Source organism: Ruegeria sp. HKCCD4884, assembly GCF_013110855.1.
Classification (GTDB): domain Bacteria; phylum Pseudomonadota; class Alphaproteobacteria; order Rhodobacterales; family Rhodobacteraceae; genus Ruegeria.
In genome coordinates this window covers 75,278-99,255 of sequence record NZ_WVRJ01000014.1, presented here as the reverse complement: position 1 = coordinate 99,255, position 23,978 = coordinate 75,278, and the positions used below count along the sequence as shown (strand labels likewise).

Below are 23,978 nucleotides of genomic sequence, written 5' to 3'. Positions count from 1 at the left end.
TCAGGCCGCCCGTGAAGGTTCCCCCAACAAATCGGCCAGCGCGCTTATCATCACCGGCCATTCGGCGCGGTGGTCTTCGTCGCGCAACTCGGCCAGCAATTGGCGACCAATGGACATCACCGCAGGGGCGTCGTCTTTGACATAGGTCAGGATTCGCTGCTCGGGGTTGGCCAGAAGGAACGGCACAATGGCAGCGCCTGCCTGATCCGGTGCTGTCACCGACAAAAGACGCATCGCTGCTTGCCGTACCGGGGCCGAGATGTCATCCAGCAGGCTACGCGCCACGTCCGGGGTGCCATCCCATTGGGTTAGGACGTGCATGGCGTCGATACGAAAGGCAGTATCTCCGGTTTTTATCATCGCCCGCAACTTACCTCTCAGCGCGTCTTGCGGTGGCAGATCGGCCTTTTGCAGCAATTTCAACGCTTGCAGTGAAAGGGTGGAATCTGTGTGCGAAAGCCCCTGAGTGATCAGGTCGACCAGTTGCGCTTCGCCCAGCTCTAGCCCGTTGCGCACAATTGAAACGCCAAGCGCTGCAAAGGCGTGTTGTGCTATGTCGGTTTCGGGGTCCTTGGCAATCTGAGCAAGCATGATCTGCATCCCGCGAATTTCGCCCAACAGGCGGATGGCAGACATGCGAGTTTCCCTTTCTAACGCCTCGGCATCGTCGTCCAACGCCACGCGACGGCGTTTGGGATGACGGGTCGCCTTGGCCAACAGAGCTTGTTCGCGCGGGCTAAGCGGCTGGACGTCGTCTTCCGCGGCCTCTTGTGTCATTTCAGCAGCAATAGCATCATGACCCAAGATCGCACCGAGGCTGGATGTCGGGCCATTCTCACCGCCTTCTGACACATCAAGACCCGCGTCTTGCAACGCAGCGATGTCGGTTAGCGGAGCGTCTTTTTCTTCCTCTTCTATTGCAACCGGCATAGGCGCCAATGCGTAGGACAACAGCAACTCGCGTCCCTGTTGTTGATTTACATGCGGGCGATCCATGTCAGTAACGATCAAGGCAAGAGACGCCACAGCCTTGAGCCGAACGGACCGGAAGGGCGAGCGACATGCACGCTGCAACCATTCAGCCGCTTCGCGCAGGGGCGAAGTCGCAAGAGCATCCACGATAGCCCATTGCAGGCGCTCAGCCTTGAGGTCATCGCTTTCAACAGAAAAAAGCGCATTCAGGCGATCCGCCACCAAAGTCGGCGCCAAAGCTGACAACAGGCCCAACGCCTGCGCCGAGACCTCGGGCTGTTGACCGGTGGCAAGGAAGTCCAGCACTTGCCAGCGCAAGTCTTCCTGATCCGCGATAGGCTGGCTACGATCCAGTCGATCGATCAGCGCCATTTGAACCTTGGCGCCGGGGTCACGCATCATACGATCCAGCAGTTCGGGTTCCGACAAACCGGACTGATTGAGCGCGGCAATCCGAATTTCTTCCACAGAGTCCGTCAATGCCTGCTCGACCAGAACCGGATCGTTGGGCATCAGTGCCTCATAGGCAATCAAACGAACAGCGCCATCCTTATCATTCAAAGCCTTGCGCAGAAGACCTTCGGCTTCTTCACCACCAATCGTCGCCAGGGTACGTAGGGCGCGGTGGCGCAAGCGGCGGTTTGAAGACTGTGTGAAAACGCCCAGAGTTGGCACGGCTGGTACGCCAATCCGTCCCAAAGCCTCGCAGGCAACATCGCCCAACTCCTGCCCATCTTCGTCCATCAAGGCTACGACAATGGGTTCAATCGCGGCTGCATCTCCCATCTGGCCCAACGCCTTGATGGCTGCGATTTGGGTGTCCAGCCAGTCGTCCCACTCATCCTGATGCAGCTCGTCTTCGTCCCACGTGATCTCGTCGCCTCGTCCGGTTACGAGCGTACGCAGATAGGGCGCGGCATCCGCTGCCATCAACTCGGCCAGAGCGGTAACGCAGGCCAGTTTGACCTCACCACACGGGTCGTGGATCAGGTTTTCAAGCAATTGCGGGGCTGCTTCTTTCACACCCAATGCCCCTAAGGCTTGGGCGGCATCCTGTCGGACGTCCTCATCGTCGTCCAGCAGTGCTTCGATCAGGGCCGGGCTATTGCTGGCGCCTATGGTGGTCAGGGCCTGAATCGCGCGCAGGCGAATAACGTCATATTCGGATTTTGCATATTCGGAAAACAGGCCGGTGGCCTCGTCTCTCAGGGCGGTATTGGTCTGAATGTTCATATCAAGCTGCCATGTTTGTGTTGGGAAGGTTGGGAAGTGGAAGGCAGGTTTCCCAACCGATACCTGCCTTCCAGGTGGTCCCTTCTGCAGTGGGACCGAACCAGAGGGGCGGCATGGCGTCCGCCCCCCGGTATGCTGTCATCAGGCGATGTCACGCGGTGCAAAGGACATCGTGCGGAACGACGTTTTGTAGGGGCTGGGCCCCAGTTTGCGGACTTTGGCAACACCCATCTTGTAGTTGTAGTTGCCGCTGATCCAGTCGACGATCCGGCCCTCAAGCGCGTTTGCGGGCTGCTGCATGTGCAGGAAGTCCATGTAGACCACGCTTTTCTTGATGGCGGGCGTGACCATGGCCACGGCGGTGATCGCCGCTTTGGTCAGCTCGATATGCCCGTTCTCCATCAGCTTCGAGAACTGGAAGTCATCGCCTTCCACACCCAGCAGCGTGTGTTTGTTGCCCGGAACGCGTTCCGAATACACCATCACATAGTCGCCGCTTTCGATGCCGCGCTCAGCCGCATCGTCGGGATGGATTTCGACCCAGTTTTCCGGCCAGCGCTGCACGATATACGGGCGACGGCGGTCGTCAAAACCGGATTGCCAACGCTCGTTGATCCGACCCGAGGTGGCCCAAAGCTCGCCTTCTTCCTTGTTCGGGCTGAGCCATTCCCAATAGTCCGAGAACAGGTTCCAGGGCGATTTCTGGATGTTGCACTTGCCGGTCTGGCTGTTGAAATGCGTCAGCTTTTTGTTGAACACATCCGCACCTGCCGCTCCGGTATCGGGCAACGTGCGGGTTGTGTCGTGCAAGCGCTTGGTTTCAATCAGCGTGACGCCATCGGCATCCAGCATGACCGGGCATTGTACACCATCGGTGCCGAATTCACGGACCTTCTGGTGCAGGCCTTTGCCCTCTTTCTTGGCCAAACGGTAAACAGCGTGGAAATCCTTGCGCGACCCTCGGGTAAAGCGCACGGCCTCTTCCGCTACCTCGTTCGAGTTCTGCCAGTCGAACCCGTCAAAGCCCATCCGCTGCGCCAGTTGCCCAACAATCCACCAGTCAGGTTTCGCTGAACCGGGCGCATCATAGAACTTCTGATACAGACGCAGGCGGCGTTCGCCATTGGCACGCAGAAAGTCCTCTTCACCCCAGGTCGCTGCGGGGAACACGATGTCGGCATAGCGGTTGCCGATTGGGTCCTGCAGATAGATGTCCTGGTTGATCACCACCATGCCACCGCTGTCGGCGCGGGCCTTCAGCGTGTCGATCATCTCTTGCTTGTCGAAAGAGGCGATCTGGTGCGGGTTGCGGACAGTGAGTTCTTCGAACTTGTCAGCCAGCTGCTGGCTGCCGCACATGGACTGGATCCAGGTGGTGCCAATCACGTGGGCCATACGGGTATGGCCTGCGATCAGATACCGGTCAGTATCCATGGCACGGCGACGACGACCCGGCAGTTTCTCAGGCGATTTGTTGCGCGGGTATTTCCCGCCCTTCACGCCGCCCCGCTGGTGGCCACCGGCCCGGCCAATGACCTGACCCGGACGTCCGCCACACCCACAGATGATACCCAGAGCGGAGATCGCCTGCGTGTTGCCGGTATTGTTGGACCAATAGAACCCTTTCTCGATCATGATCGAGGTTTTCGGGGGCGAACCGTCCTCTTTAGGTTTGGCGAGCCATTCGGCGGCAGTGTAAATCTTCTGCACGTCGATCTCGGCCATGGCCGCAGCGGTCTCAGGCGCGAATTCGTCCTGCGACAGCAGCCACTCTTTCCAGTCTTCAAAGCCCTTGGTCTGGAACTTGCCCCAGGTTGTCCGCCACTGCCATGGCGTGTTCCGGGTGCCCTGACCAAAGCCGGATGAGCTTTCCCATTTGTTGTTGACCCATTTCTTGATCCAGTCGCTGTCTTCCCAGCCATTTTCCACGATGACACGGGCAATGGCATTGACGACAAGCAGGTCAGTGCCCGGCAGAACGTCGATATGCAGACCGCCCATTTTCTCGGCATGGGCAACACCGGCAGACCGGCGTGGGATCAGATAAATCTCCTTCTGACCGTTCTGCATCCCCTTCATCATCCATTGGGTATAGAGGATGGTCTTGGTCTCATACGGGTCGGTGCCGCAAACCAGCAAGGTTTCCGCATCGCGCCAGTCCTCATAGGAGGGGCCAAAGTTGTCAAAGCCCGCATCCCTGAAACCGGGGGTCGAGGTCACATCGGACGGCGTGTCGTGGAAAGTGAAGTTGGCGGTGTTGATATGGCGCAGCGCGTATTTCGAGATCGCATAGGTGTTCTCGATATACTGATAGCTGAAGGTTTTCACGCCATAAGCGTTGGTGCCGTGCTTGGCGATGACGTGGTTGCCCACCTCGGCCGCCACATCCAGCGCCAGATCCCACGGAACTGGCATCAATGTTCCATAGATCCGCATCAGCGGTGTCTTCAGACGGTCGCGTGTCGGTGTCTGCGGGTTATAGCATTTCTGCGCGATACACCCGCCTCGCAAGGAACTGTCGCCGTCAGTGTTGACGTATTGCGTGTCCTTGTCAGGAATGATCACCACATGGTGCGGCTGGCCTTTGTGCAGCACGATATTGTGCTGGTTCGGCGCAACCCAGGCACCCAGAGGTGCAACAGGGAAATCCTCGCCAAACGCGTTTTCGTCCGCAGTTGGGCCACCGGGTTCGGCCGTCACGGGCCAGCGGTAGACTTTGTAACCACAGGCCACGATGCAGTAATCGCAGGCGGTCGAGATGACCTCGGCGCCTTTAGGCGGCAGCGGGACGTTGGTTTCGGGTACGTAATACGGGGTTGCCATGATACCGTCTCCCCTTATGCAATCAGGTTGTCGTAGCGGCCGTAGATCAGGCCGAACATGCCAACGGCGTAGATGTCATCACCGTCCAGTTCCAAAAGAACCTGCGGCAAAGACTGGTAGGCTTGCCCCGAAACGAGGATGCCGTGCCGTGTCACGTCATAGGTGGACAGGTGCAGCGGGCATGGGCCCAGCACCTTATGTTCAGGCTTGTAGCTGTCGTACATCGACCCGCCCTGGTGGGTGCAGGTGAGGTTGAAAGCCACAACATCCTTTTGCGGACCGATGCCACCGCCGCTTTCCACGCCGGTCTTGACCAGGATCGAGTCCGAATAATCGCCCTCATCCGGGTAGTAAAACTCGACCGGAACATCCTGTTCCAGCTCGGACAGTTTGCCGATCAGCTTGCGCGGATAAGTGGACACAAGGGCGGGAACCTGTTCGGCCTGACCGTGGCGGGTGGGCATGGCCACCATCACGGCAAAGGTCGTGGCCCCTGAGGCGAACAGGAACTGGCGGCGGTTCACGGTGCAGGCCTTTTTGGCCTCGCCGGAACAGCTGCATCCGGTCGCGTTATGATCTGTCATGACGCTTACTCCTCTGCTGCCGCAGGAAGCGGCTGGTAATCCGGCAGATCAGGTTCTTCGACCAGGATCTCGTCACCGGACAGGGATTTCAGGAAGGCCACCAGATCCGCCTTTTCCTGATCATTCAGGCCAAGGGGTTGGATCAGCTGGGTTTTGTTGGCCGAGAACTCATTCTCGCCACCGCCCTGGTTGTAGAATTCGACCACATCCTCAAGCGTCTCTAACATGCCATTGTGCATGTAAGGTTCGGTATAGAGGGTGTAGCGCAGGCTTGGTGTTCGGAACTTGCCCTTGTCAGCCTTTTCCTTGGTGCGGAAATAAAAGCCGGGGTCGTCCTTGGTGTGGCGATACATCTCTTCGGTCGAGCCTTTGGCATAAAGCTCATACCGGAAGGTGACTTGAGCCAAACCATCATCCTGCCAACCGTCATAGGGGGGCACGCCGGTGTTGTAATATTTCTCATCCGACAGCAGCGCACCGTTGTGGCATTCGGAACATTGCGCCTTGCCAGTGAACAACTCCAACCCGCGCTTTTGCTCGTCCGTCAGTGCCGCATCATCCCCGCGCAGATAATTGTCGAAGGGCGTGTCGGTCTGAACAATGGTGCGCTCAAACGCGGCGATGGCGCGCCATGCGTTCGAGATACGCGGCCATTGATCGCCAAAGACATCATTGAACCGTTCGACATATTCAGGAACGAAGGCCAAACGCGCCTCCATCATGTCGGCCTCGCCATTGCCGGCGACTGCACCGCCTGCGGCGGATTTCGCTTGGCTCTCAAGGCTTTTGGACGAACCCGCCCAGAACAGTTTCCCATAGTAAGCCGAGTTCACAACGGTCTGGCTGTTGCGCCAGTGGGTTGTACCCGGATAGCCAAACGAGATCGGTGCCTCGACATCCCAGCCCACTTCGGGCAGGTGACAGGCTGAACACGGGGTCGATGGGTTACCGCCCAAACGCGGGTCGAAGAACAGCATTTTGCCCAGTTCGATCTTGGCGTCGGTTTGCGGGTTGTCCAGCGGGATGGGTGGTTCACCCAGCGCTACCAGTGGCGCATCCGGGTCGGGGTCTGCCCCGCCGATACCGGCCTCAATCTCCATACTGGTTTCCGCGATGGCCTGCGAACCAAGGACGGCAAACAGGGCAGCGGTGGCGATTGTGCCTGAAAGGTAAGACTTAAGGTCTTTCATGGGTCCACTCCTCAGTTTGTTGCGTCTTGCCAGTTTTCGATCGGCGCATAGTCCGTATCGATCTCTTCGGCGACGAATTCGGGGCCGGTCAGTGGCTCGCCGGACAATGCCTTGAGGAAGGCCACCAGTTGTGCTTGCTCGGTCTCGTTCAGGTTCAGCGGTTTGATGCGCGGATCCTTGTTTTCGTCGTCACCGCCACCGGCGTTGTAGAAAGCGACCACATCCTCCAGCGTCGCGATTGAGCCGTTATGCATATACGGTGCCGTATAGGTCAGCTCGCGCAGCGTTGGGGTCATGAAGGTGCCGAACGTGTTAGCGGTGTGGGTGCGGATATATGCACCAGGATCGGCGCGCAGGTTCATGTAGTTCTCGACGCCGAGGAACTTCATCATGGTCACGAAAGTGATGTGACGTTCCGGAGTTGCCCAGATATCGGGATTGTCGCCAACACCGATATTGTGCGGCAGGTCATCGGTGAACCGCTCACCCGAGTGGCACGAGTTACAGCCGCTTGCGTTGAACAACTCGTACCCCGCTTTGGCCTCATCCGACATCTCACCCGAGTCGAAAGGTGCCCCGCGCGAAATCAGCGTTTTCAGGTATTCCGGGATCGCATTGCGGACACCGCCGTTCGAAGGTTCGCCAAATCCGGCGGCTTCGAACATCTCGACGTAGACCGGGTCCTGCTTGATGCGTTCCTGCATGAGACGCATGTCCATATTCATCGAGTATGTCTCGGTGATGCTTTCGCGGGTCACGTCGTTGAGGTTGGTGCCTATGCGACCGTCGTGGAACCACGCTGCGCGCTTGGCGCTGTTGATCAGCGTCGGCACGTTGCGGAAATGCAGGCTGCCCGCATATGCGTCTGACAGCGCTTGTCCGTCGGTGAACCCGTTTTCCGGCTGGTGGCAGCTGGCACAAGACAGCTCGGTGTCGCCAGACAGTCGCGGATCAAAAAACAGTCGCTTGCCAAGGGCCGCCTTGGCTGGGTCGAACTCTATGGCTTCTACCGGGCCCGGCTCATCCGCCTGGGCCTGGTGAACCGGGAACGCGACGCCCATCGTCAGCAGCGAAACTGTCGATAGCGCCGAGAACCATGTTCTGGCTTTGGTCATCATCTAAAAGCCCCTTTTTCGCTATTCCGATCTCTCGGCGTGGCCAAGGACCGGCTAAGCAAATACTAAGGAGCAGTTGTTTCGTGAGAATTTGAGCTTTGTTAAACTATGAGAAGAGATGTTAAATTATGTTACAAGCTCAGGTCATTTGAGATCGGATGATCCGGGCAAGCGACTGAACTTCCAGTGGTTTTTGAACCATGATGGGCGAGGCTCCGGCAACCGTTACCTCGGCATCGTCGAAATAACTGCTGATCAAAATCGCAGGCAAATCAGACCGCACCGCGCGTACGGATTCGATCAGATCTGTACCCCGAAGGCCAGGCATCATCAGGTCGCTGATCAGGATGTCATAGCCGTCGGGGTTCTCGCGAAACGCATCACGCGCTTTTAGCGGATCGGAATACGCCTCGACCCGATAGCCATATCTCGTCAGCAATCGACGGGTCACGTAGAGGATGTTCTCATCATCGTCGACCAACAGGACATGTTCGTCACCGGCTACGGCCTCGACCTCGGCCTGATCTTCAAGGCTGAGCGCAGGCATCAACGGATAGTACAGGCTGAAACAGGTGCCTTTGCCAGGCTCAGAATGCAGTTCAACACGACCATGGCATTCCTCAACCGTGTTGTGCACGATGGTCAGGCCCAGACCGGTGCCTTTGCCAACAGGCTTCGTGGAAAAAAAGGGTTGGAATACCTGTTCCTGCAGGTCCTGGGCAATGCCCGGTCCCGTGTCACTGACATCCAGACGGATTACGCCGATGGCGCCGTCTGGCAGGTCATCCAGCGCATCCTTTTCGGCCAAGCCTATGCGCAACACGACTTCGCCGGGCTGATCGCCGATAGCTTCAAACGCATTGTGACACAGGTTCAAAAGAGTCTGGAAGAACAGGGTGCCATCAAAATCGGAAAAAGCAGTTTCGATTTCTACATCGAAGCGCGTTTGGACACTGGGTGGCGCAGACACCCGAATAAGGTCCAGTGCTTCCTGGGTGGCTTTCACCATATCGCCACGTCGCGGGTTACGTGGTCTTTGCCGGGCGAATGTCAACATCTTGCGGACCAACGCTTGCGCGCGGCGCGCAGCGATTCGAATATGGTTGACCGAGGTCTGGATATCGTCATTCCCTTCCGCATCCAGTTCGATCAAATCGGCATTCCCGGTGATACTCATCAACACGTTGTTGAAATCATGCGCAACCGAGCCTGCCAGAATGCCCACTGCTTCCATTTTCTGCACTTGGGCAAATTGCTCATGCGTGCGCCGGGTTTCGGTGATGTCTTCGCCAATCCCAATGTAGTGGGTAACTTTGCCGTTTTGATCGACCAAAGGAAAAATCGCGGTCGACACCCAGAAATGATTGCCGTCTTTGCTGAGGTTCCGAAAGATGCCGTACCAGCTTTGCCCACGTTGCAGTTTCTGCCTTAGATCGGTGTAAACCCCCTGCCCCGAATGTCCTGATTGCAGCATTTTGGGGGTGCGCCCATAGATCTCGTCGGCTTCGTATCCGCTGAGATCAAAGAACTTGCGATTGGCATATTCGATCTTCAGTTCCGTGTCCGTGATTATGATCGAGGCCGGGCTTTGCTCGACTGCCCGTGCAAGTTTGCGCTCGGCCAGTTCCACTTGTTCACGCAACTCCAATTCGGCTTTCAGACGACGATTGGTGCGTAGGATATTGGCGATAAGCAACGTGGTCAGGATCGCGATCACGCCGACAACAACAATCAAGCCAACCAGCAGGACAGAAAAACGCCGCACCAGCTGTTCCCCTTCCGAGAACGCCTGCACCATATCTGACAAGCTTTGATCCCGCTCGGTGATCCAAAGCGCCTCGAGCTGGGACAGCGCTTCTAGTGCGTCGCTGTCATCGACCCGCACCAGAGCATCTATTTCTTCGGCACGCAGGCCGTCGGCTATGCCCGCTTCGATCTTGGGAATATTCCCAATATACTCGCGCGCCACCTTTTCGATCCGCTGCAACGCATCCAGTTCGATCTGCGAAGGGGCAGCATTTCGATAGGTCTCAATCGTTGTAAGCAGGTTCTGCGACTGCGTTTGCAAGATCGGACTGTATTCGGCGTCAAGCCGCAAGACGTAGTTCTTGAAGTTGTGGATCAGCCCGCCATACCCAAAATATCCCCGGATTTCCGATATCCAATATCCGCGTGGGGTCGTCTCGACAGAATAACCCTGCCAAACCTTTCGCATCTCGCCGATACGGTCTGTTGTTTCTCGGGACATGTACAAAAATACCGAGAGTATAAATGCTAGCGCGACACCCATCGCGATGGCCACACCAAGCGGTGCGGTCAAAGATTTTTCTGGTGGGGCACCTTTGGTTGTCGCGGGTTGGCTCATTGTGAACACCATTGTTCCTCCGACCTGATCCTTGCCGTTTGGACTTACCCTTGGTACCCGGACGACACACTTTTTGCGAAGCGCTTTAAACGCGGCAAATCGTGCCTTCTTTGGGATATGCGGATTTGCTCAGACAATCTTGGCTGAGTGCCAGACGTTTTTGACCGTCATGTAATTCTCAAGCCCTTCGGTTCCGCCCTCACGGCCGGACCCGCTGGACTTGACCCCTCCGAAGGGTGTTTCCGGCATCGACGCTTCAAGAGTGTTAATCGACAGGTTGCCAACCTCAACCTCATCGACAAGTCGGTCGATGTAGTCTGCCCTGTTGGTAAAGGCGTATCCGGCCAGGCCATAGGGAACAGAATTTGCCTGTTCGATCGCTTCGTCCAACGACGATACAGGGTTGATGACGGCCACTGGACCAAATGGTTCTTCCTGCATGATCCGCGCAGTCTCAGGAACGTTCAACAAGACCGTAGGTTGGAAGAAGTAACCTTGGTTTCCCAAAGGCGCGCCTCCTGTGGCGACAATCGCGCCTTTGGCGCGCGCGTCTTCGACCAATTCACTCAGCGCGGGCACGCGTCGGTCGTTGGCAAGTGGGCCCATTTCGACCTCAGCATCCAAACCGTTACCAACAACGGTGTCAGCAGCCCGCTGCACAAAATCACGAGCATATGACTCAAAAATGCTTTGATGCACAAAGAAGCGAGTGGGCGAAGTACAGACCTGCCCCGCGTTGCGCATCTTGCGCACCGCGCCAGAGATGGCCGCAGCTTGTACGTCCGTGTCTTCGCACACAATGACCGGTGCATGCCCGCCCAACTCCATCAGAACGCGTGTGTCACTTTGCGCTGCCAGAGCGGTCAGGTGTCGCCCAACGGTTGTAGATCCGGTAAAAGCCACAAGGCGTACCGGATCCTGAGGGATCAGATGCCCGGAAATTTCCGCCGGTTCCCCAAATACCAAATTCAGAACACCCGGCGGTAACCCGGCATCTTCGAACGCCTTGGCGATATGTAAGGCCCCTGCGGGGGTTTCTTCTGCGGCTTTCAAAATCACCGAACACCCCGAAGCCAATGCACCGGCGATTTTCCGGGCCGGTTGGCTCATGGGAAAATTCCACGGTGAAAACGCGGCGACAACGCCAATTGGCTGGTGATGTACGGCGAATTTGTGACCCCAGGCCGCCGGAATGATACGCCCATAGGTTCGCATGGCCTCGCCCGCGTCCCATTCAAAGAACTCAGCGCCTCGGATCACTTCAAGTCGGGCTTGCTTGAAGGGTTTGCCATGCTCCAGGGTCATTGAATGCGCAATCACGTCGATGCGTTCGCGCATCAGGGCCGCAGCACGCAGGATTGTATCCGCGCGTTCGCGAGGAGACGTTCGGCTCCAGACGCGGAAGCCTTTGACAGCAGCTTCCAGCGCATCGTCCAGATCCTTGACCGACGCGCAGGGCAGCCGTCCAAGCTCTTCTTCGGTCGCCGGGTTAATCACCGGGATGTCACGTCCGGTCTTTCGCCACGCGCCATCTATGAACAGTTTAAGCTCTGGATACATGAAGCTGACACCTCTTCTTGCCTTGTTTTCAAATCGCGCGACGCCTCGTATTACATCAAGTGAATTGAACAAATACGGGTATCACTTTGGCGAATAGCTGATCGGTTTACCCTGCGCCGCCCTGTGCAATGCTGTCTTAAAGGCCCGGCCGGCGGGCGACAGATCATCGTCTGCTCGGAAAGACACACCAATCGGCCCCTGCCCGAACGGAACCGCCCAGGCCAGCTGGGCAAGGTGCCCGTTTTCGACATCCTGCGCGACGACTTCTGCGGGCATAAGGCCGATCAAGTCGCGTGATTGCAACAGCGCACGGTTCGTCAGATATGACACCGACTCGATCAAAACTGGCGGCACATATTGCTGCTGGCCAACAAAGAAATGATCGACCTGACGCCGCAACGTGGTCTCTTGCGGTGGAAGTATCCAGCCGAATGGTTTGGTTTGGGCAAATGTCACGTCGTCCCGACCGGCCAGCGGGTGCTGCGGACCAACAATGGCCAATATTCGATCCTCAAACAGTTTTTCCTGCCGGATCTTGTCGCGATGCCGATGCGAGGGCAGACGGCCCACAACCATGTCGATCTCGCCCGACAGCAGCCGGGGCATAAGGACCTCGTTGGTGCCTTCGCTGATCTTGACCGCCACATTCGGGCGGTCTTCCAGCAGCAGTTCAATGGCCGCAGGCAAAAGACTGGTCGACGCTGCAAGCAACGTGCCAACCACAACGCGACCCGAATTCCCTTCGTTTAGGTCATCAAGTTCCTGCGCAGCGTTCGAAACCTGGGCAAAGATCAGCTTCCCATGACGGATCAGGGTCTCTCCGAAAACAGTTGGGACCACCCCACGATTGGTGCGCGTGAACAGTTTAACCTCGAAGTCCAGCTCAAGATCCTGAATCATCTTGGTGGCAGCGGGTTGAGAGATTCCCAACTCGCGCGCAGCATTCTGGATGTTTCCATGCGCACCCACCGCGACCAGCAGACGCAGTTGGCGCAGCTTCAGCCGGGTCAACGCACGATCCACGATGCGGGAATGACGCCCGACCATGGCTAGAGAACAATCGGTTTGCAAAGCTGATCCAGCTTGGACAGCACGCTCATCGCCGCAAGCGCCGAGCTTCGCGGATTGTCGGGCAGAGCTGTGCCACTGATCCGAAACTGAAAGGTGCCAAAGTCGCCTTCGGCCTCGACCTCGTGAATGTTCTTCTCGATTGTCGGGTCGGCGATCAGACGAACCTGTGTTTCATCAAACCCAACACCCGCCAATGCAACGGCAGCTGCGACATTGGCATTCTTGGGATAGGCCAGCGCTGCTTCTCGGGCGGAACCCTGAAAATGCGTTTCGGCCTTGCTGATTTTGCCTAAATCAAGGGATTGCTCAGCAAGCGACCCTTTCCACCCCGCAGGTGGTTTGCGCCCCACATAGGTAACGGACTTGAGCGGACCAACTGCAGCAGCCCTGAGGCAGTCCAACCCGCCAATGGCGCCACTAGCCAAATGCAAGCGGCCCCCACCTTGTCGCGCGGCCCTGTCCAACCGGTCGGCAACCTGCTGATCCGCCAGCGCCCCGACTGAGACACTGATTATATCGGTACCCCGTGCCAGAATGTCTGGCCCCAAACCGGCCAAAGCCTCGTGCCCTGCGCAGTCGAGAACCATATCAACACCATCCGGCAGATCCTCAACCGAGCCGACTGACAGGGGCGATTTTGAATCGACACGATGCGGCCTGACCATAATGGCCGCCAACTCGTGCCCATGTTCTGGCAAGGCGTGCTGAACAAATTGCGCTATTGCGCCGGTTCCGATGACTGCAATTTTCATGCCTGAACCCTAGACCAGCGTTGAAAAAACCTGAATTGGTAAGTTTGTGATATAAAAATTTCCGATAGCCATTTCCCTGAAATTGCTCTGGATCGACTGTCGCGTTGTGCTTTTCATAAGCTCAAAGCCACTGGGACTGCGCTAAAAATGAAATACTCAAAACACGACGCCAAAGCCTACGCTCGCGAAAACATGACGGGGATCTGGGCCGCGGCATTGAATCCATTCATCGAAGACCTGACGCTGGACGAGGATGGACTGCGCGCCAACATCCGCCATTGGATCGACGATCTGGACATTCAGGGCCTGTTCATTGCCGGAAAACAGGGCGAGTTCTTTTCGATGAGCCTTGAGGAACGCAAGCGGAACTTCGAAATTGCCGTCGAAGAATGCGCAGGCAAGGCCGGCGTGATTGTCTCGGTCTCAGATCAGAACATGAATACAGCGTTGGAGCTGGCGCATCATGCGCAGAATTGCGGAGCGGACTACATCGTGCTGCACGCGCCGGTTCTGAGCTTTGTGCAGGATCGCGGTGAGGTTTTGTATCAGTATTACAAACGCTTTTGTGACGAACTGGACATCGGCATCGCCATGTGGAGCCACCCTGACAGCGGTTATCTGATGCAGCCTGAAGAATGCGCGCGCATAGCGGACTTGCCGAATATCGTGGCCATCAAATACTCGGTCCCACGCGAGATGTATGTGAAACTGACACATATGGTCGGAGACAAGATCCATGTCTCGACCTCGGCCGAGCATGAATGGCTGGACAATATCCTGGAACTCGACTGGAAGCTCTATCTCTGTTCCTCCCCGCCTTATCAGCTGCAAAGCAAGGTCGATCAGCGGATGAACGAATACACGCAACTGGCCTTTGCCGGAGAGGCGGATGAAGCGCGACGTGTGTTTGACAGCCTGAACCCGGTTCGGGATGCCATGAAACGCGCGCGTCCGGCGGGCAAGCCCACCGCATTTGGAAAATATTGGCAGGAGTTACTGGGTCAGGTCGGTGGCCATGTGCGTCCACCGATGCTGGAACTAACCGAGGCTGAAAAGACGATCATTCGCAAAGCCTTCGACGAATGCGGCCTGCGCGTCTAAAACGGTTACGCGCTGAGCTTTATAAAGAAATCTGATAGCTAGATGCTGATAATTTCTTTGCTGTTATGGAAAAACGCGCCAAACTTTCGGGGATAGGGAGTGGGACATGTCAAAACTGAAAGCATTCAACTTCAAAGCCTGGATCGACGAACACCGCCATCTGCTCAAGCCACCTGTAGGCAACCGACAGGTCTGGGAAGATGCCGATCTGATGGTCACGGTTGTTGGTGGGCCGAACAAGAGGACCGATTATCATGACGATCCTGTGGAAGAGTTTTTCTATCAGCTGGAAGGCGACATGGTTCTGAAAATCTTTGACGGCGAGGAATTCTATGACGTTCCGATCCGCGAAGGTGAAGTGTTCCTGCTGCCACCGCATGTGCGCCATTCTCCGCAACGCCCACAGGAAGGCTCGATAGGGCTTGTGATCGAACCAAAACGCCAGACGGGTGAGCTGGATGCCATCGAATGGTACTGCTTCGAATGCGGATCACTGGTGCATCGTGCGGAAATGCAGCTAAAGTCCATCGTTGATGACCTGCCTCCGGTTTATCAGAAGTTCTATGCCTCGGAAGAAGATCGTACTTGCCCGAACTGTCAGGCTGTGCATCCGGGCAAGGAACCGCCCGAGGGCTGGGTTACATTGTGAAATAAGATCAAAACAGGGGAAGTCATGAAACATATCGCAAAAATTGCCGCCTCTGCGGCTGTGCTGGCAATGTCATCCGTCGCCGCTCAGGCCGAAGAATTCCGGTTGGGGCTGATCACACCTCCACCCCACATTTGGACCAAAGCTGCCGAGGCGTTTGGGGCTGAATTGAATGAGGCCAGTGGTGGCGCGCATTCGGTGTCGGTTTTCCCCGCGCGCCAGCTGGGGAACGAAGCTGAAATGTTGCAGCAATTGCAAACCGGTGCGTTGGACATGGCCTTCATGACGGTGGCCGAGGTTTCTAACCGCGCGCCCGAGTTAGGGGCTTTTTACGCTCCCTATCTGGCAGATGACATTGGTCACGCGGGTCGCATCCTGCGATCCGACACGGCTAAATCCATGCTGGAACCGCTGCCGGGACAAGTCGGCGTCGTGGGCTTGGGATATGGTATGGCCGGGCTGCGCCAGATCGTCAGCCGCGGCGATGTTTCATCCGCCGAAGATCTGTCAGGCCTCAAGCTGCGGATCACGCCATTCACGCCTATCCTCGACTTCTACAACGCGGTAGGTGCCGCGCCTACACCAATGCCCTTGCCAGCGGTCTATGATGCGCTGGCCAACGGCCAGGTCGACGCCATCGACATGGATGCCGAGCTGATCTGGGTTCTGAAGTATTATGAACACGCTGACACCATCGTGCAGTCGGATCATATGATGTTCCCGATGGTTGGTCTGGTATCGGCCAAGGTCTGGGCGAGTTTGTCCGAAGAAGACCGAGCGATGATTTCTGAACTGATGGCCAAACATGTCGACAGCACCATCGACGCCTATGTCGAAAACGATTCTAAATGGCTGGAGCAGATCGAAGGCACGGGCAAAGCCTACAAAAAGGTTGACGCTGCGTTCTTTGGCGACGCGATTGAAGAGTGGAACGGGATCTGGTCCGAGAAGACCTCCTCCCTTGACGCTTTGCGGCAGACTGCGGCAGAAACAAAATAACGCAAACGGCATGACGAAAAGGGCGCAGGTCGAACCTGCGCCCTTTCTTACGGGAGAACAGCGATGTTGTATCGGCTGTCGGCTGGCTTGGCGCGGGTCGAATTGTGGTGCGCTGCCTTTCTGGCGGTCTGCATAACCGTTCTGATTTTGCTGAATGTCGTTACACGTACAGCGGGCAACGCGCTGTTCTGGGTCGATGAACTGGCAATTTATGCCATGGTTTGGATGACGTTTTTGGGGGCATCTGCAGCGTTGCATCATCGCAGTTCGGTGTCGATTTCCATTCTCTCCGACAATGTGCCGGATCACGCTAAACGGGTAATCCGCAAGACGGTCGATGTGGTTGTGTTTGCCTTCTCCGTTGCGATGCTGTGGTTCTGTTGGCGCTGGTTTCTGCCGCTGGACATCGCGCGCAGCGGCTTTGACACCCTCGCTTTTCAGGGTCAGACCTTCAATTTCATCTATGCCGAGCCGACACTGACCCTGGGCCTGCCAAAATACCTGTTCTGGCTTGTCATGTGGCTGTTTGCGCTTGGTGCAACTTTGCATTCCACCATGCACTTGCTGCGCGCTCCGGCGAAGGGATCGCACCCATGAGTCCCATCGTCTTTCTGGCCACCCTTCTTCTGTCTGTTCCTGTGGCGATCGTGCTGGCCATCACGGCTATCTGGTACATTTGGGAAAGCGGCAACACTGTTCTTTATGAGAGCTTCGCGCAGAAAATGTTCGGGGGTCTTGAGAACTATGGCCTTTTAGCCATTCCGCTGTTCATGCTGACCGGCGAGCTTATGAACGAAGGCGGCATGACCCGACGCCTCGTCGCTCTGGCGCGGGTATTTGTTGGCGGATTTCGTGGCGGGTTGGCTTATATCAACCTGCTGGCCAATATGTTCATGGCGGCGATCATTGGCTCTGCCACAGCGCAGATCGCGGTGATGTCGCGCGCCATGGTCCCTGCGATGGATGAAGAAGGCTATGACAAAGGCTTTGCCGCCGCGACCACAGCCGCTGGTGGCCTATTGGCCCCGGTCATTCCGCCATCGATGATGTTTGTGATCTTTGGTGTGCTGGCCCAGATCCCCATAGGTGATATGTTCATTGCGGGTATTTTGCCGGGCTTAATTCTGGCTGGTGCTTTCGCGCTGGTCATCACTTTGATTGGTTGGCAGCAACAATTTCCCAAAGGCCGCTGGATGACGCGGGCCGAGGCTATTCGGTCCCTGATCAGCGCAGCTCCGGCCCTGCTGATACCGCTTTCGATCATCGGCGGCATCCTGTTCGGGATCGCCACCCCGACCGAGTCCGCCGCGGTTGCCTCCTTGATCGCCTTTCTTGTGGGCTGGCTGGTTTATGGCGACCTGAAGCCGCAAAACCTGGCCGAGATGTTCAAACGCACCGCTGCCAATGCCTCGATGATCCTGTTCATGATTGCGGCCGCCAGTGTGTTTGGTTGGGTCATCATCTACGAAGAGATACCGCAGCATCTGGCCGGGTTGATCACATCCGTCACCTCGAACCCCTTTGTATTTCTGCTGATTGTAAATCTGGCTTTGTTGCTGGTTGGAATGGTGATTGATGGCATTGCAGCGATTATCCTGATCACGCCTATCCTGCTGCCCATTGCAACCGGGTCCTATGACATCAGCCCGTATCAATTCGGCATCGTCGCCTGCCTGAACCTTGTGCTTGGTTTGCTGACCCCGCCTGTAGGGATCGGATTGTACATCGCCTCATCCATGAGTGGCACATCACCCGGTTCAATCCTCAGATCGCTGTGGCCTTTCCTGATCGCGGTTGCTTTGGTTCTGCTTTTGCTTAGCTATTTCCCCAGCCTGTCGACGGTGTTGATCTAAGGTTGATCCCAAAAGCCCACCAACCCAAGCAAATTGACAGGAAACATCCTGTCCTCGCACCGCGCTCTTGACCCGCCCTGTCCTGTCGTTCTTGATGAGATCAAATACTCTTGTCGGCTCGCAAGCCGAGCTTAAGGGTTAAACGAAAAAGCGGAGAGCGTGGCACCGCATCGACGATGTCACGCGCAAGGTCAAATGGCTGATATTGCAAACTGGCTGAGCAAACATGGCTTGTCCAAATATGCAGATGCCTTTGCCAGGCATGAGATCGAGTTGGGTGATCTCTCGGAACTCAGCGATGATGACCTTGTAACCATTGGCCTGCCCCTTGGGCCAAGACGCCGTTTCCTGAAAGCTGTTCGCCAAGGTGCTCAAGGTCGATCCGGCACAGAGGCCAATATCATTGCTGAACGCAGACAGCTGACAGTGATGTTTATTGACCTCGTGGGCTCTACACCGCTGTCGCAACAGCTAGACCCCGAAGATCTGGCCGAAGTTCTGAGATTGTTCAAAGAAACTTGCGCAGCAGCCGTCGCAGCCTATGACGGCCACATCGCCAGCTATTATGGCGATGGCATCATGGTGTTTTTTGGATTTCCGCACGCGCACGAAGATGATCCCGAACGCGCCATTCACGCAGGTCTACGAATTATTCGCGAAATCCCTGCCTTGCGAACGCATGCCCAGCTTCAGGTTCGTATTGGCATCGCAACCGGACTGGTCGTTGTGGGCGATTTGCGTGGCGAAAAGATGTTCGAGGATGGCACGGCAATGGGGGAAACTCCCAACCTTGCCGCGCGGCTGCAGTCCATGGCGGATCCGGGCACGCTTATTGTCGCGCCTACAACCCACGAACTTGCGGGTGACACGTTTGAATACGTGCGTCGTGGTACGTTTCAGCTGAAAGGCTTCGCCAAGGAAGTCGAAGCTTGGCAAGTCACCGGAACGCGCCAAACCCTGAGTCGGTTCATAGCGTCCGGTGACATCGCGATGAGCTCTCTTGTTGGTAGAACGCTAGAGTTCAAAACGCTGCACAGCAAATGGGATTTGGCCCGCCAGGGGCATGGTCAGGTGGCGTTGGTGTCAGGCGAGGCGGGTATCGGCAAATCGCGTCTGATTGAAGAGCTGAGCCGTACGATCCCCGAAGCCTCTTTCCGGCACATCCGTTTCCAATGCTCACCTTACCATGATGCAAGTGCGTTATATCCCGTTATTCGCCAACTTGAGTCCGCCGCAGGGTTGAGAGCGGACGACAGCGCGACCCAGAAATTGGACAAGCTAAAACGCGTTTTGGGCACACAGTCCGACAGTGCGTTAAAATTGGCCGCGTCGCTTCTGTCGGTTCCGTTCGAGCATCAGTTGGGCCCGCTGGATCTGACCCCTGAGCAGGTCATGAAACAGACCCTGGGTATGCTGGTGGACCATCTGGTCACAATGTCTAGGAAGGCCCCGGTTTTGGTGCTTTTTGAAGACGCGCATTGGGTAGACCCGACGACAAAGACGCTGCTGGATCTTTTCGTCGATCAGATCGGCGACGCATCAGTTCTTATGGTGATGAGTTTTCGCACAGGTTTTGACCCGGACTGGTCATTTACCTCAAATCTCACTCATATCGATTTGAAGCAGTTGGGCTTTGCAGAGATCAAGGAGATTGTAGACGAAGTCGCTACTGGCGCAGCCGTTCCAAATGCAGCCTATGACCTGATCGCGGCGCGCTCGAATGGGGTTCCGCTTTATGTTGAAGAAGTCACCAAGGTTCTGCTGGAAGCCAGTTTCCGGCCGGATAGCCCGGATGACTATACACCTGACCAAACCTCGGCGTCGTCATCAGTTCCGAAAACTCTTCATGACGCCTTAATGGCCCGACTTGATCGATTGAGCTCGGCCAAGGAGGTCGCCCAGATCGGCGCGGTCATTGGCCCGCAATTCTCGTATCCCTTGATCGCGCAGGTTTCGCGTTTTGATGAAACGGCCTTGCGGGCAGGTCTGGATTTGCTGGTGGATGCTGGCATCATGACGCTGTCGGGAACAGAGCACGAAGAAACCTTTAGTTATCGGCACGCGCTGATCCGCGACACGGCTTACAACAGCCTTTTAAAGCGAGAGCGCCGGACGCTGCACGCCCGCGTGGTTGAAGCGCTGAACCAGACTGAGCATCAAGACACGGCTGTTGGACCTGAAATTCTGGCCCATCACTACACGATGGCAGATATGCCAGAACAGGCGATCGATCACTGGTATCTGGCGGGCCAACGCGCTGTGGAACGATCAGCTGGGGTGGAAGCAGTGACACAGCTGGGCAGAGCTATCTCATTGCTGGAAAAAATGGAGGAGTCCGTTGACAGGGATCGCAAAGAAACGCGGATACAAATTTTGCAGGCTGGCGTTCTTCGTTCAACCGCAGGCATAGCGGCGGATGAAACAGGGGCGGCTTACGCACGAATTCGCGACCTGTGCAACCGGTTGGGTGAAACTGAGCAGTTGTTTCCCGTACTAAACGGTCTTTATGCGTATCACCTTGTAAGGGGCGAGTACAATTTGGCCAGGGTCACGGCTTCCCAATTGCTGGACCTGGCACAGCTGACCAAGGAAACGCACCATATCATGATCGCCCATCGGGCCATGGGTGCGGTCTTGCTGCACATCGGGGATTTGGAACCGGCCTGCGATCACCTGAAACAGGCGCTGGAGTTATATGAACCGGAACAACACGGCCGCCTTGCTTATGTGTATGGCACCGATCACGCAGCCATCACATCGTGTTTTCTGAGCATCGCAGTCTGGATGCGCGGCCAGCCGGATCATGCGCTCGAGATTCAACAGCAGGCGGTTTCGGCGGCTCAAGAGTTGAACCATGCGCACAGCCTGGCGCAGTCTTTGACCTATCTTTGCATGCTTCACCTGCTCCGGCGCGAGCCTGAACAGGTTTATGATGTTGTGGCGCGGTTGGAAGCTCTGGCCATAAAGCACGCTTTTCCGTTCATGACGTTGACGGCAAATGTCTGGCGCAGCTGGGCGGATGCGTTGCTTAATCCAAACCAGAAGTCTTTCGGCGCATTCCGCAACGCTGCCGAAGCGTGGTGGGCCAGTGGGGCGGGAAACTACAAACCCTTGTTCCTGACTGCATTGGCCGAGGTTTCGTTGAACGCAGAGGATGCAAAAACAGCGCAAGATCTTCTGGGCGAGGCACGCGCGCAGCAAGATTTGACCAACGAAGGGTGGGCGCAGGCTGAAACTGATCGAGTCGAGGCAATGGTGCAGTCATCGGATCAACCCGCCGACGCCCTTTTTGCGCGCGCTTTGAAAACAGCGCGCGAACAGCAAGCCAGAATGTTGGAACTGCGAACTGCGGTGGAGTATTTGCGGACCTGCGAGCGCTGCGATTTTGCACCAGAGTTTCCACCAGACGTGGACGGCATTCTAAGCACGATCACGGGTGGGGCACAGAACCGAGATATCGCAGATGCTTTGGCCGTGCTTGAACATGCGAAAACGTCGTAAGTGTATTTTCAAGCTGGAGAGTGAGTGAACCAGTTCAAAGTCTTCCAGGCCGAATTTTGCCGTTTAATTTGTCCGGACGTGACTTCGATTTACGACTCTCAGAGGTTACCTCTCGCTCGGGTCGCTTTCCGCGTAGTCGCGCAAAACATCGATGTCCGCGATATCGGCATGGTTTCTGTTAATCTTGACACCCACAGATTTCAAACGTGAAAACGCGCGGCTCAGGCTTTCGGGTTTCATTCCCAGACGGCCAGCAATCAACATCTTGTCGTAGGGCAGCTCCACTTCGCACGCGCCGCTTTCAATTTCACATAGATTCAGCAGGAACTCTGCGACGCGCTGCGCGCCCGTTTGCGCCTTGAGCTGTTCGAGCTGCGCAACAAGTGAATGCAGGTGCGTAAAGGTAGACGCCAGGATCGATACGCCTATTTCCGCATCTTCCCGCATCAGCGCCAACAGTACGGGGCTGGGAATGTGCATCACTTCGCAAGGTGATACTGCTTCGGCCGAGACTGGGTACGGTACATCCCGAAGGGCCACGGCCTCACCAAAACTATCGCCGCGCGTGAAAAGACTGACGACCGCTTCCGCACCCGTAGGTGTAACCCGGAACAGCTTGACCCAACCGGCCAGAACGACGTGAACGGCTTTGGCTTCTTCTTCTTGAAGAAAAATCGTCTCGCCCCGGTCATATTTTCGCCAGACGGCCTGACGCAACAAAGTATCGACATGCTGCTCGGGCAGGCTGCGCAATAGCAGTGATTGGCGTGCGATTGCCTTTTGTGCCTCATGCGACATGCAGGCATCCCCCTGTTAGTCCGTTCCGGGCCGACCCCGGGTTATCATCCCTGGGCAAAGCTATGCCAAAGCACGCTTAGTGTTGCCAGCCCTATTCTTGCGCCGAAACTTGACAATTGTCATTTCACGACCAAGTCGACTGCCTTAAATTCAGCTCAAAGCCAGTTATCCGGGGAGTACGTCAGATGGACTTCGAGCGTTTTTTCAGCCAGAGCCTCGACACTTTGAAAGATGAAGGCAATTATCGCGTTTTCATCGATTTGCAACGACGTTGTGGGGCGTTTCCGAATGCGCGGCAGACGGATGGACCGGTTCAGCGGGACGTTCGAATCTGGTGTTCGAACGATTATCTGGGCATGGGTCAGCACCCCTCGGTGATCACTGCGATGCACGATGCGCTAGATCGCTGCGGAGCTGGCGCAGGCGGAACCCGCAACATTTCAGGCACCACCCATGACCATGTGGTACTTGAGGCTGAACTGGCTGATCTGCATGGCAAAGAATCGGCGCTACTGTTTACCTCGGGTTATGTTTCAAATTGGGCCGCGTTGGGGACGCTGGCTGCGAAAATCCCGGGTCTGATAGTTTTCTCTGATGCGTTGAACCATGCCTCGATGATCGAAGGTATCCGCCACTCACGGGCGCAGAAGGTGATCTGGAAACACAACGACCTTGCGGATCTGGAGGCTAAATTGGCCGCCGCCGATCCCAACGCGCCCAAGATGATCGCATTCGAGTCGGTTTACTCGATGGATGGCGACATTGCCCCGATCAAAGAGATTTGCGATCTGGCCGACAAATTCGGCGCAATGACCTATCTGGACGAAGTCCACGCAGTTGGTCTTTACGGCCCACGTGGCGGCGGTATTGCTGAACGCGAAGGGCTTATGGATCGTTTGACCGTTATCGAAGGTACGCTGGGTAAGGCTTTTGGTGTGGTGGGTGGGTATATCGCTGCCTCTGCCGCACTGTGCGATTTCGTGCGCAGCTTTGCCAGCGGGTTTATCTTCACCACCGCATTACCGCCATTCATCGCGGCAGGCGCTGCGACCTCAATCCAGCATTTGAAGCAATCGACCACGGAACGTGACTTGCAAAAACAACGGGTAGCACAGGTTCGGGCCCGGCTGGACGCCGAAGGCATTCCGCATTTGCCCAACCCCAGCCACATCATCCCGGTGATGGTTGGCGATCCGGTTAAATGTAAGTTCATCTCGGACACCCTGCTGGAAGAATTCGGCATCTACATCCAGCCCATCAACTATCCCACCGTTCCCAAAGGCACCGAGCGGTTGCGGATCACGCCGTCTCCGGTTCATACCGACGAGGATATCGATCAACTCGTCGGTGCGCTGTCAGCCCTATGGCAGCGCTGTCAGATCGCGCGCATGCCAATGGCCGCACAATAGTTC

At 56.4% G+C, this 23,978-nt stretch carries 17 protein-coding genes; 7 read left to right on the top strand and 10 right to left on the bottom strand.

What is annotated here, in order from left to right; translation table 11 throughout:
- The 9 genes from GS636_RS18405 to GS636_RS18365 all read right to left on the bottom strand — a co-directional run bounded on the left by GS636_RS18405 (nucleotide 1) and on the right by GS636_RS18365 (nucleotide 13,665).
- On the bottom strand, nucleotides 1-2,205 hold the full coding sequence (locus GS636_RS18405; RefSeq protein WP_171671448.1) for a HEAT repeat domain-containing protein: 2,205 nt from the start codon (nucleotides 2,203-2,205) through the stop codon (nucleotides 1-3).
- Nucleotides 2,206-2,346: 141 nt separating this feature from the next.
- Nucleotides 2,347-5,028: an arsenate reductase (azurin) large subunit gene (locus tag GS636_RS18400; protein ID WP_171671446.1), complete on the bottom strand. Its 2,682-nt coding sequence runs from the start codon at nucleotides 5,026-5,028 to the stop codon at nucleotides 2,347-2,349.
- Nucleotides 5,029-5,042: 14 nt separating this feature from the next.
- Nucleotides 5,043-5,612, bottom strand: a complete 570-nt coding sequence (locus tag GS636_RS18395) for an arsenate reductase (azurin) small subunit (protein WP_170675639.1) — start codon at nucleotides 5,610-5,612, stop codon at nucleotides 5,043-5,045.
- A gap of 5 nt (nucleotides 5,613-5,617) precedes the next feature.
- Nucleotides 5,618-6,802 (bottom strand): cytochrome-c peroxidase, encoded by a 1,185-nt coding sequence (locus GS636_RS18390; protein ID WP_171094650.1) that lies wholly within the window; start codon nucleotides 6,800-6,802, stop codon nucleotides 5,618-5,620.
- Between the two features lie 11 nt (nucleotides 6,803-6,813).
- The gene (locus GS636_RS18385) at nucleotides 6,814-7,920 is read right to left on the bottom strand and encodes a cytochrome-c peroxidase (protein ID WP_253762880.1); all 1,107 of its coding nucleotides are present in this window, start codon (nucleotides 7,918-7,920) and stop codon (nucleotides 6,814-6,816) included.
- Nucleotides 7,921-8,056: 136 nt separating this feature from the next.
- A complete protein-coding gene (locus tag GS636_RS18380) occupies nucleotides 8,057-10,282 on the bottom strand; it encodes a PAS domain S-box protein (RefSeq protein ID WP_171105430.1) in 2,226 nt (741 codons plus the stop codon).
- Nucleotides 10,283-10,411: 129 nt separating this feature from the next.
- A complete protein-coding gene (locus tag GS636_RS18375) occupies nucleotides 10,412-11,842 on the bottom strand; it encodes an NAD-dependent succinate-semialdehyde dehydrogenase (protein WP_171671443.1) in 1,431 nt (476 codons plus the stop codon).
- A gap of 81 nt (nucleotides 11,843-11,923) precedes the next feature.
- Nucleotides 11,924-12,889, bottom strand: a complete 966-nt coding sequence (locus GS636_RS18370) for a LysR substrate-binding domain-containing protein (protein WP_171671519.1) — start codon at nucleotides 12,887-12,889, stop codon at nucleotides 11,924-11,926.
- Nucleotides 12,890-12,891: 2 nt separating this feature from the next.
- Nucleotides 12,892-13,665: an aspartate dehydrogenase gene (locus tag GS636_RS18365; RefSeq protein WP_171671440.1), complete on the bottom strand. Its 774-nt coding sequence runs from the start codon at nucleotides 13,663-13,665 to the stop codon at nucleotides 12,892-12,894.
- A 147-nt stretch (nucleotides 13,666-13,812) separates the two neighbouring features.
- On the opposite strand from GS636_RS18365, the gene GS636_RS18360 reads away from it, so the two are divergent.
- The 6 genes from GS636_RS18360 (at nucleotide 13,813) to GS636_RS18335 (ending at nucleotide 21,768) form a co-directional block, all read left to right on the top strand.
- On the top strand, nucleotides 13,813-14,766 hold the full coding sequence (locus tag GS636_RS18360) for a dihydrodipicolinate synthase family protein (protein ID WP_171671438.1): 954 nt from the start codon (nucleotides 13,813-13,815) through the stop codon (nucleotides 14,764-14,766).
- A gap of 106 nt (nucleotides 14,767-14,872) precedes the next feature.
- Nucleotides 14,873-15,415: a 3-hydroxyanthranilate 3,4-dioxygenase gene (locus GS636_RS18355; protein WP_171185587.1), complete on the top strand. Its 543-nt coding sequence runs from the start codon at nucleotides 14,873-14,875 to the stop codon at nucleotides 15,413-15,415.
- Between the two features lie 24 nt (nucleotides 15,416-15,439).
- Nucleotides 15,440-16,414, top strand: coding sequence for a TRAP transporter substrate-binding protein (locus GS636_RS18350; protein WP_171671435.1), 975 nt, complete (start codon nucleotides 15,440-15,442; stop codon nucleotides 16,412-16,414).
- A gap of 63 nt (nucleotides 16,415-16,477) precedes the next feature.
- Nucleotides 16,478-17,011 carry a TRAP transporter small permease gene (locus tag GS636_RS18345; protein ID WP_171671432.1) on the top strand — a complete coding sequence of 178 codons (534 nt, stop codon included), beginning with the start codon at nucleotides 16,478-16,480 and terminating at the stop codon, nucleotides 17,009-17,011.
- Entirely contained in the window at nucleotides 17,008-18,267 is a 1,260-nt protein-coding gene (locus GS636_RS18340) for a TRAP transporter large permease (protein ID WP_171671429.1), read from the top strand. Before GS636_RS18345 ends, GS636_RS18340 begins: the two co-directional genes overlap by 4 nt.
- A 195-nt stretch (nucleotides 18,268-18,462) precedes the next feature.
- Nucleotides 18,463-21,768 (top strand): adenylate/guanylate cyclase domain-containing protein, encoded by a 3,306-nt coding sequence (locus GS636_RS18335; protein WP_171671427.1) that lies wholly within the window; start codon nucleotides 18,463-18,465, stop codon nucleotides 21,766-21,768.
- A 105-nt stretch (nucleotides 21,769-21,873) separates the two neighbouring features.
- Here GS636_RS18335 and GS636_RS18330 read toward each other — a convergent pair whose 3' ends face one another.
- Complete coding sequence (locus GS636_RS18330; protein WP_171671424.1) at nucleotides 21,874-22,566, bottom strand: Crp/Fnr family transcriptional regulator; 693 nt, start codon at nucleotides 22,564-22,566, stop codon at nucleotides 21,874-21,876.
- A gap of 185 nt (nucleotides 22,567-22,751) precedes the next feature.
- Here GS636_RS18330 and hemA point away from each other — a divergent pair, with 185 nt between their 5' ends.
- Complete coding sequence (hemA, locus tag GS636_RS18325; protein ID WP_171671422.1) at nucleotides 22,752-23,975, top strand: 5-aminolevulinate synthase; 1,224 nt, start codon at nucleotides 22,752-22,754, stop codon at nucleotides 23,973-23,975.
- Nucleotides 23,976-23,978 lie beyond the last annotated feature (3 nt).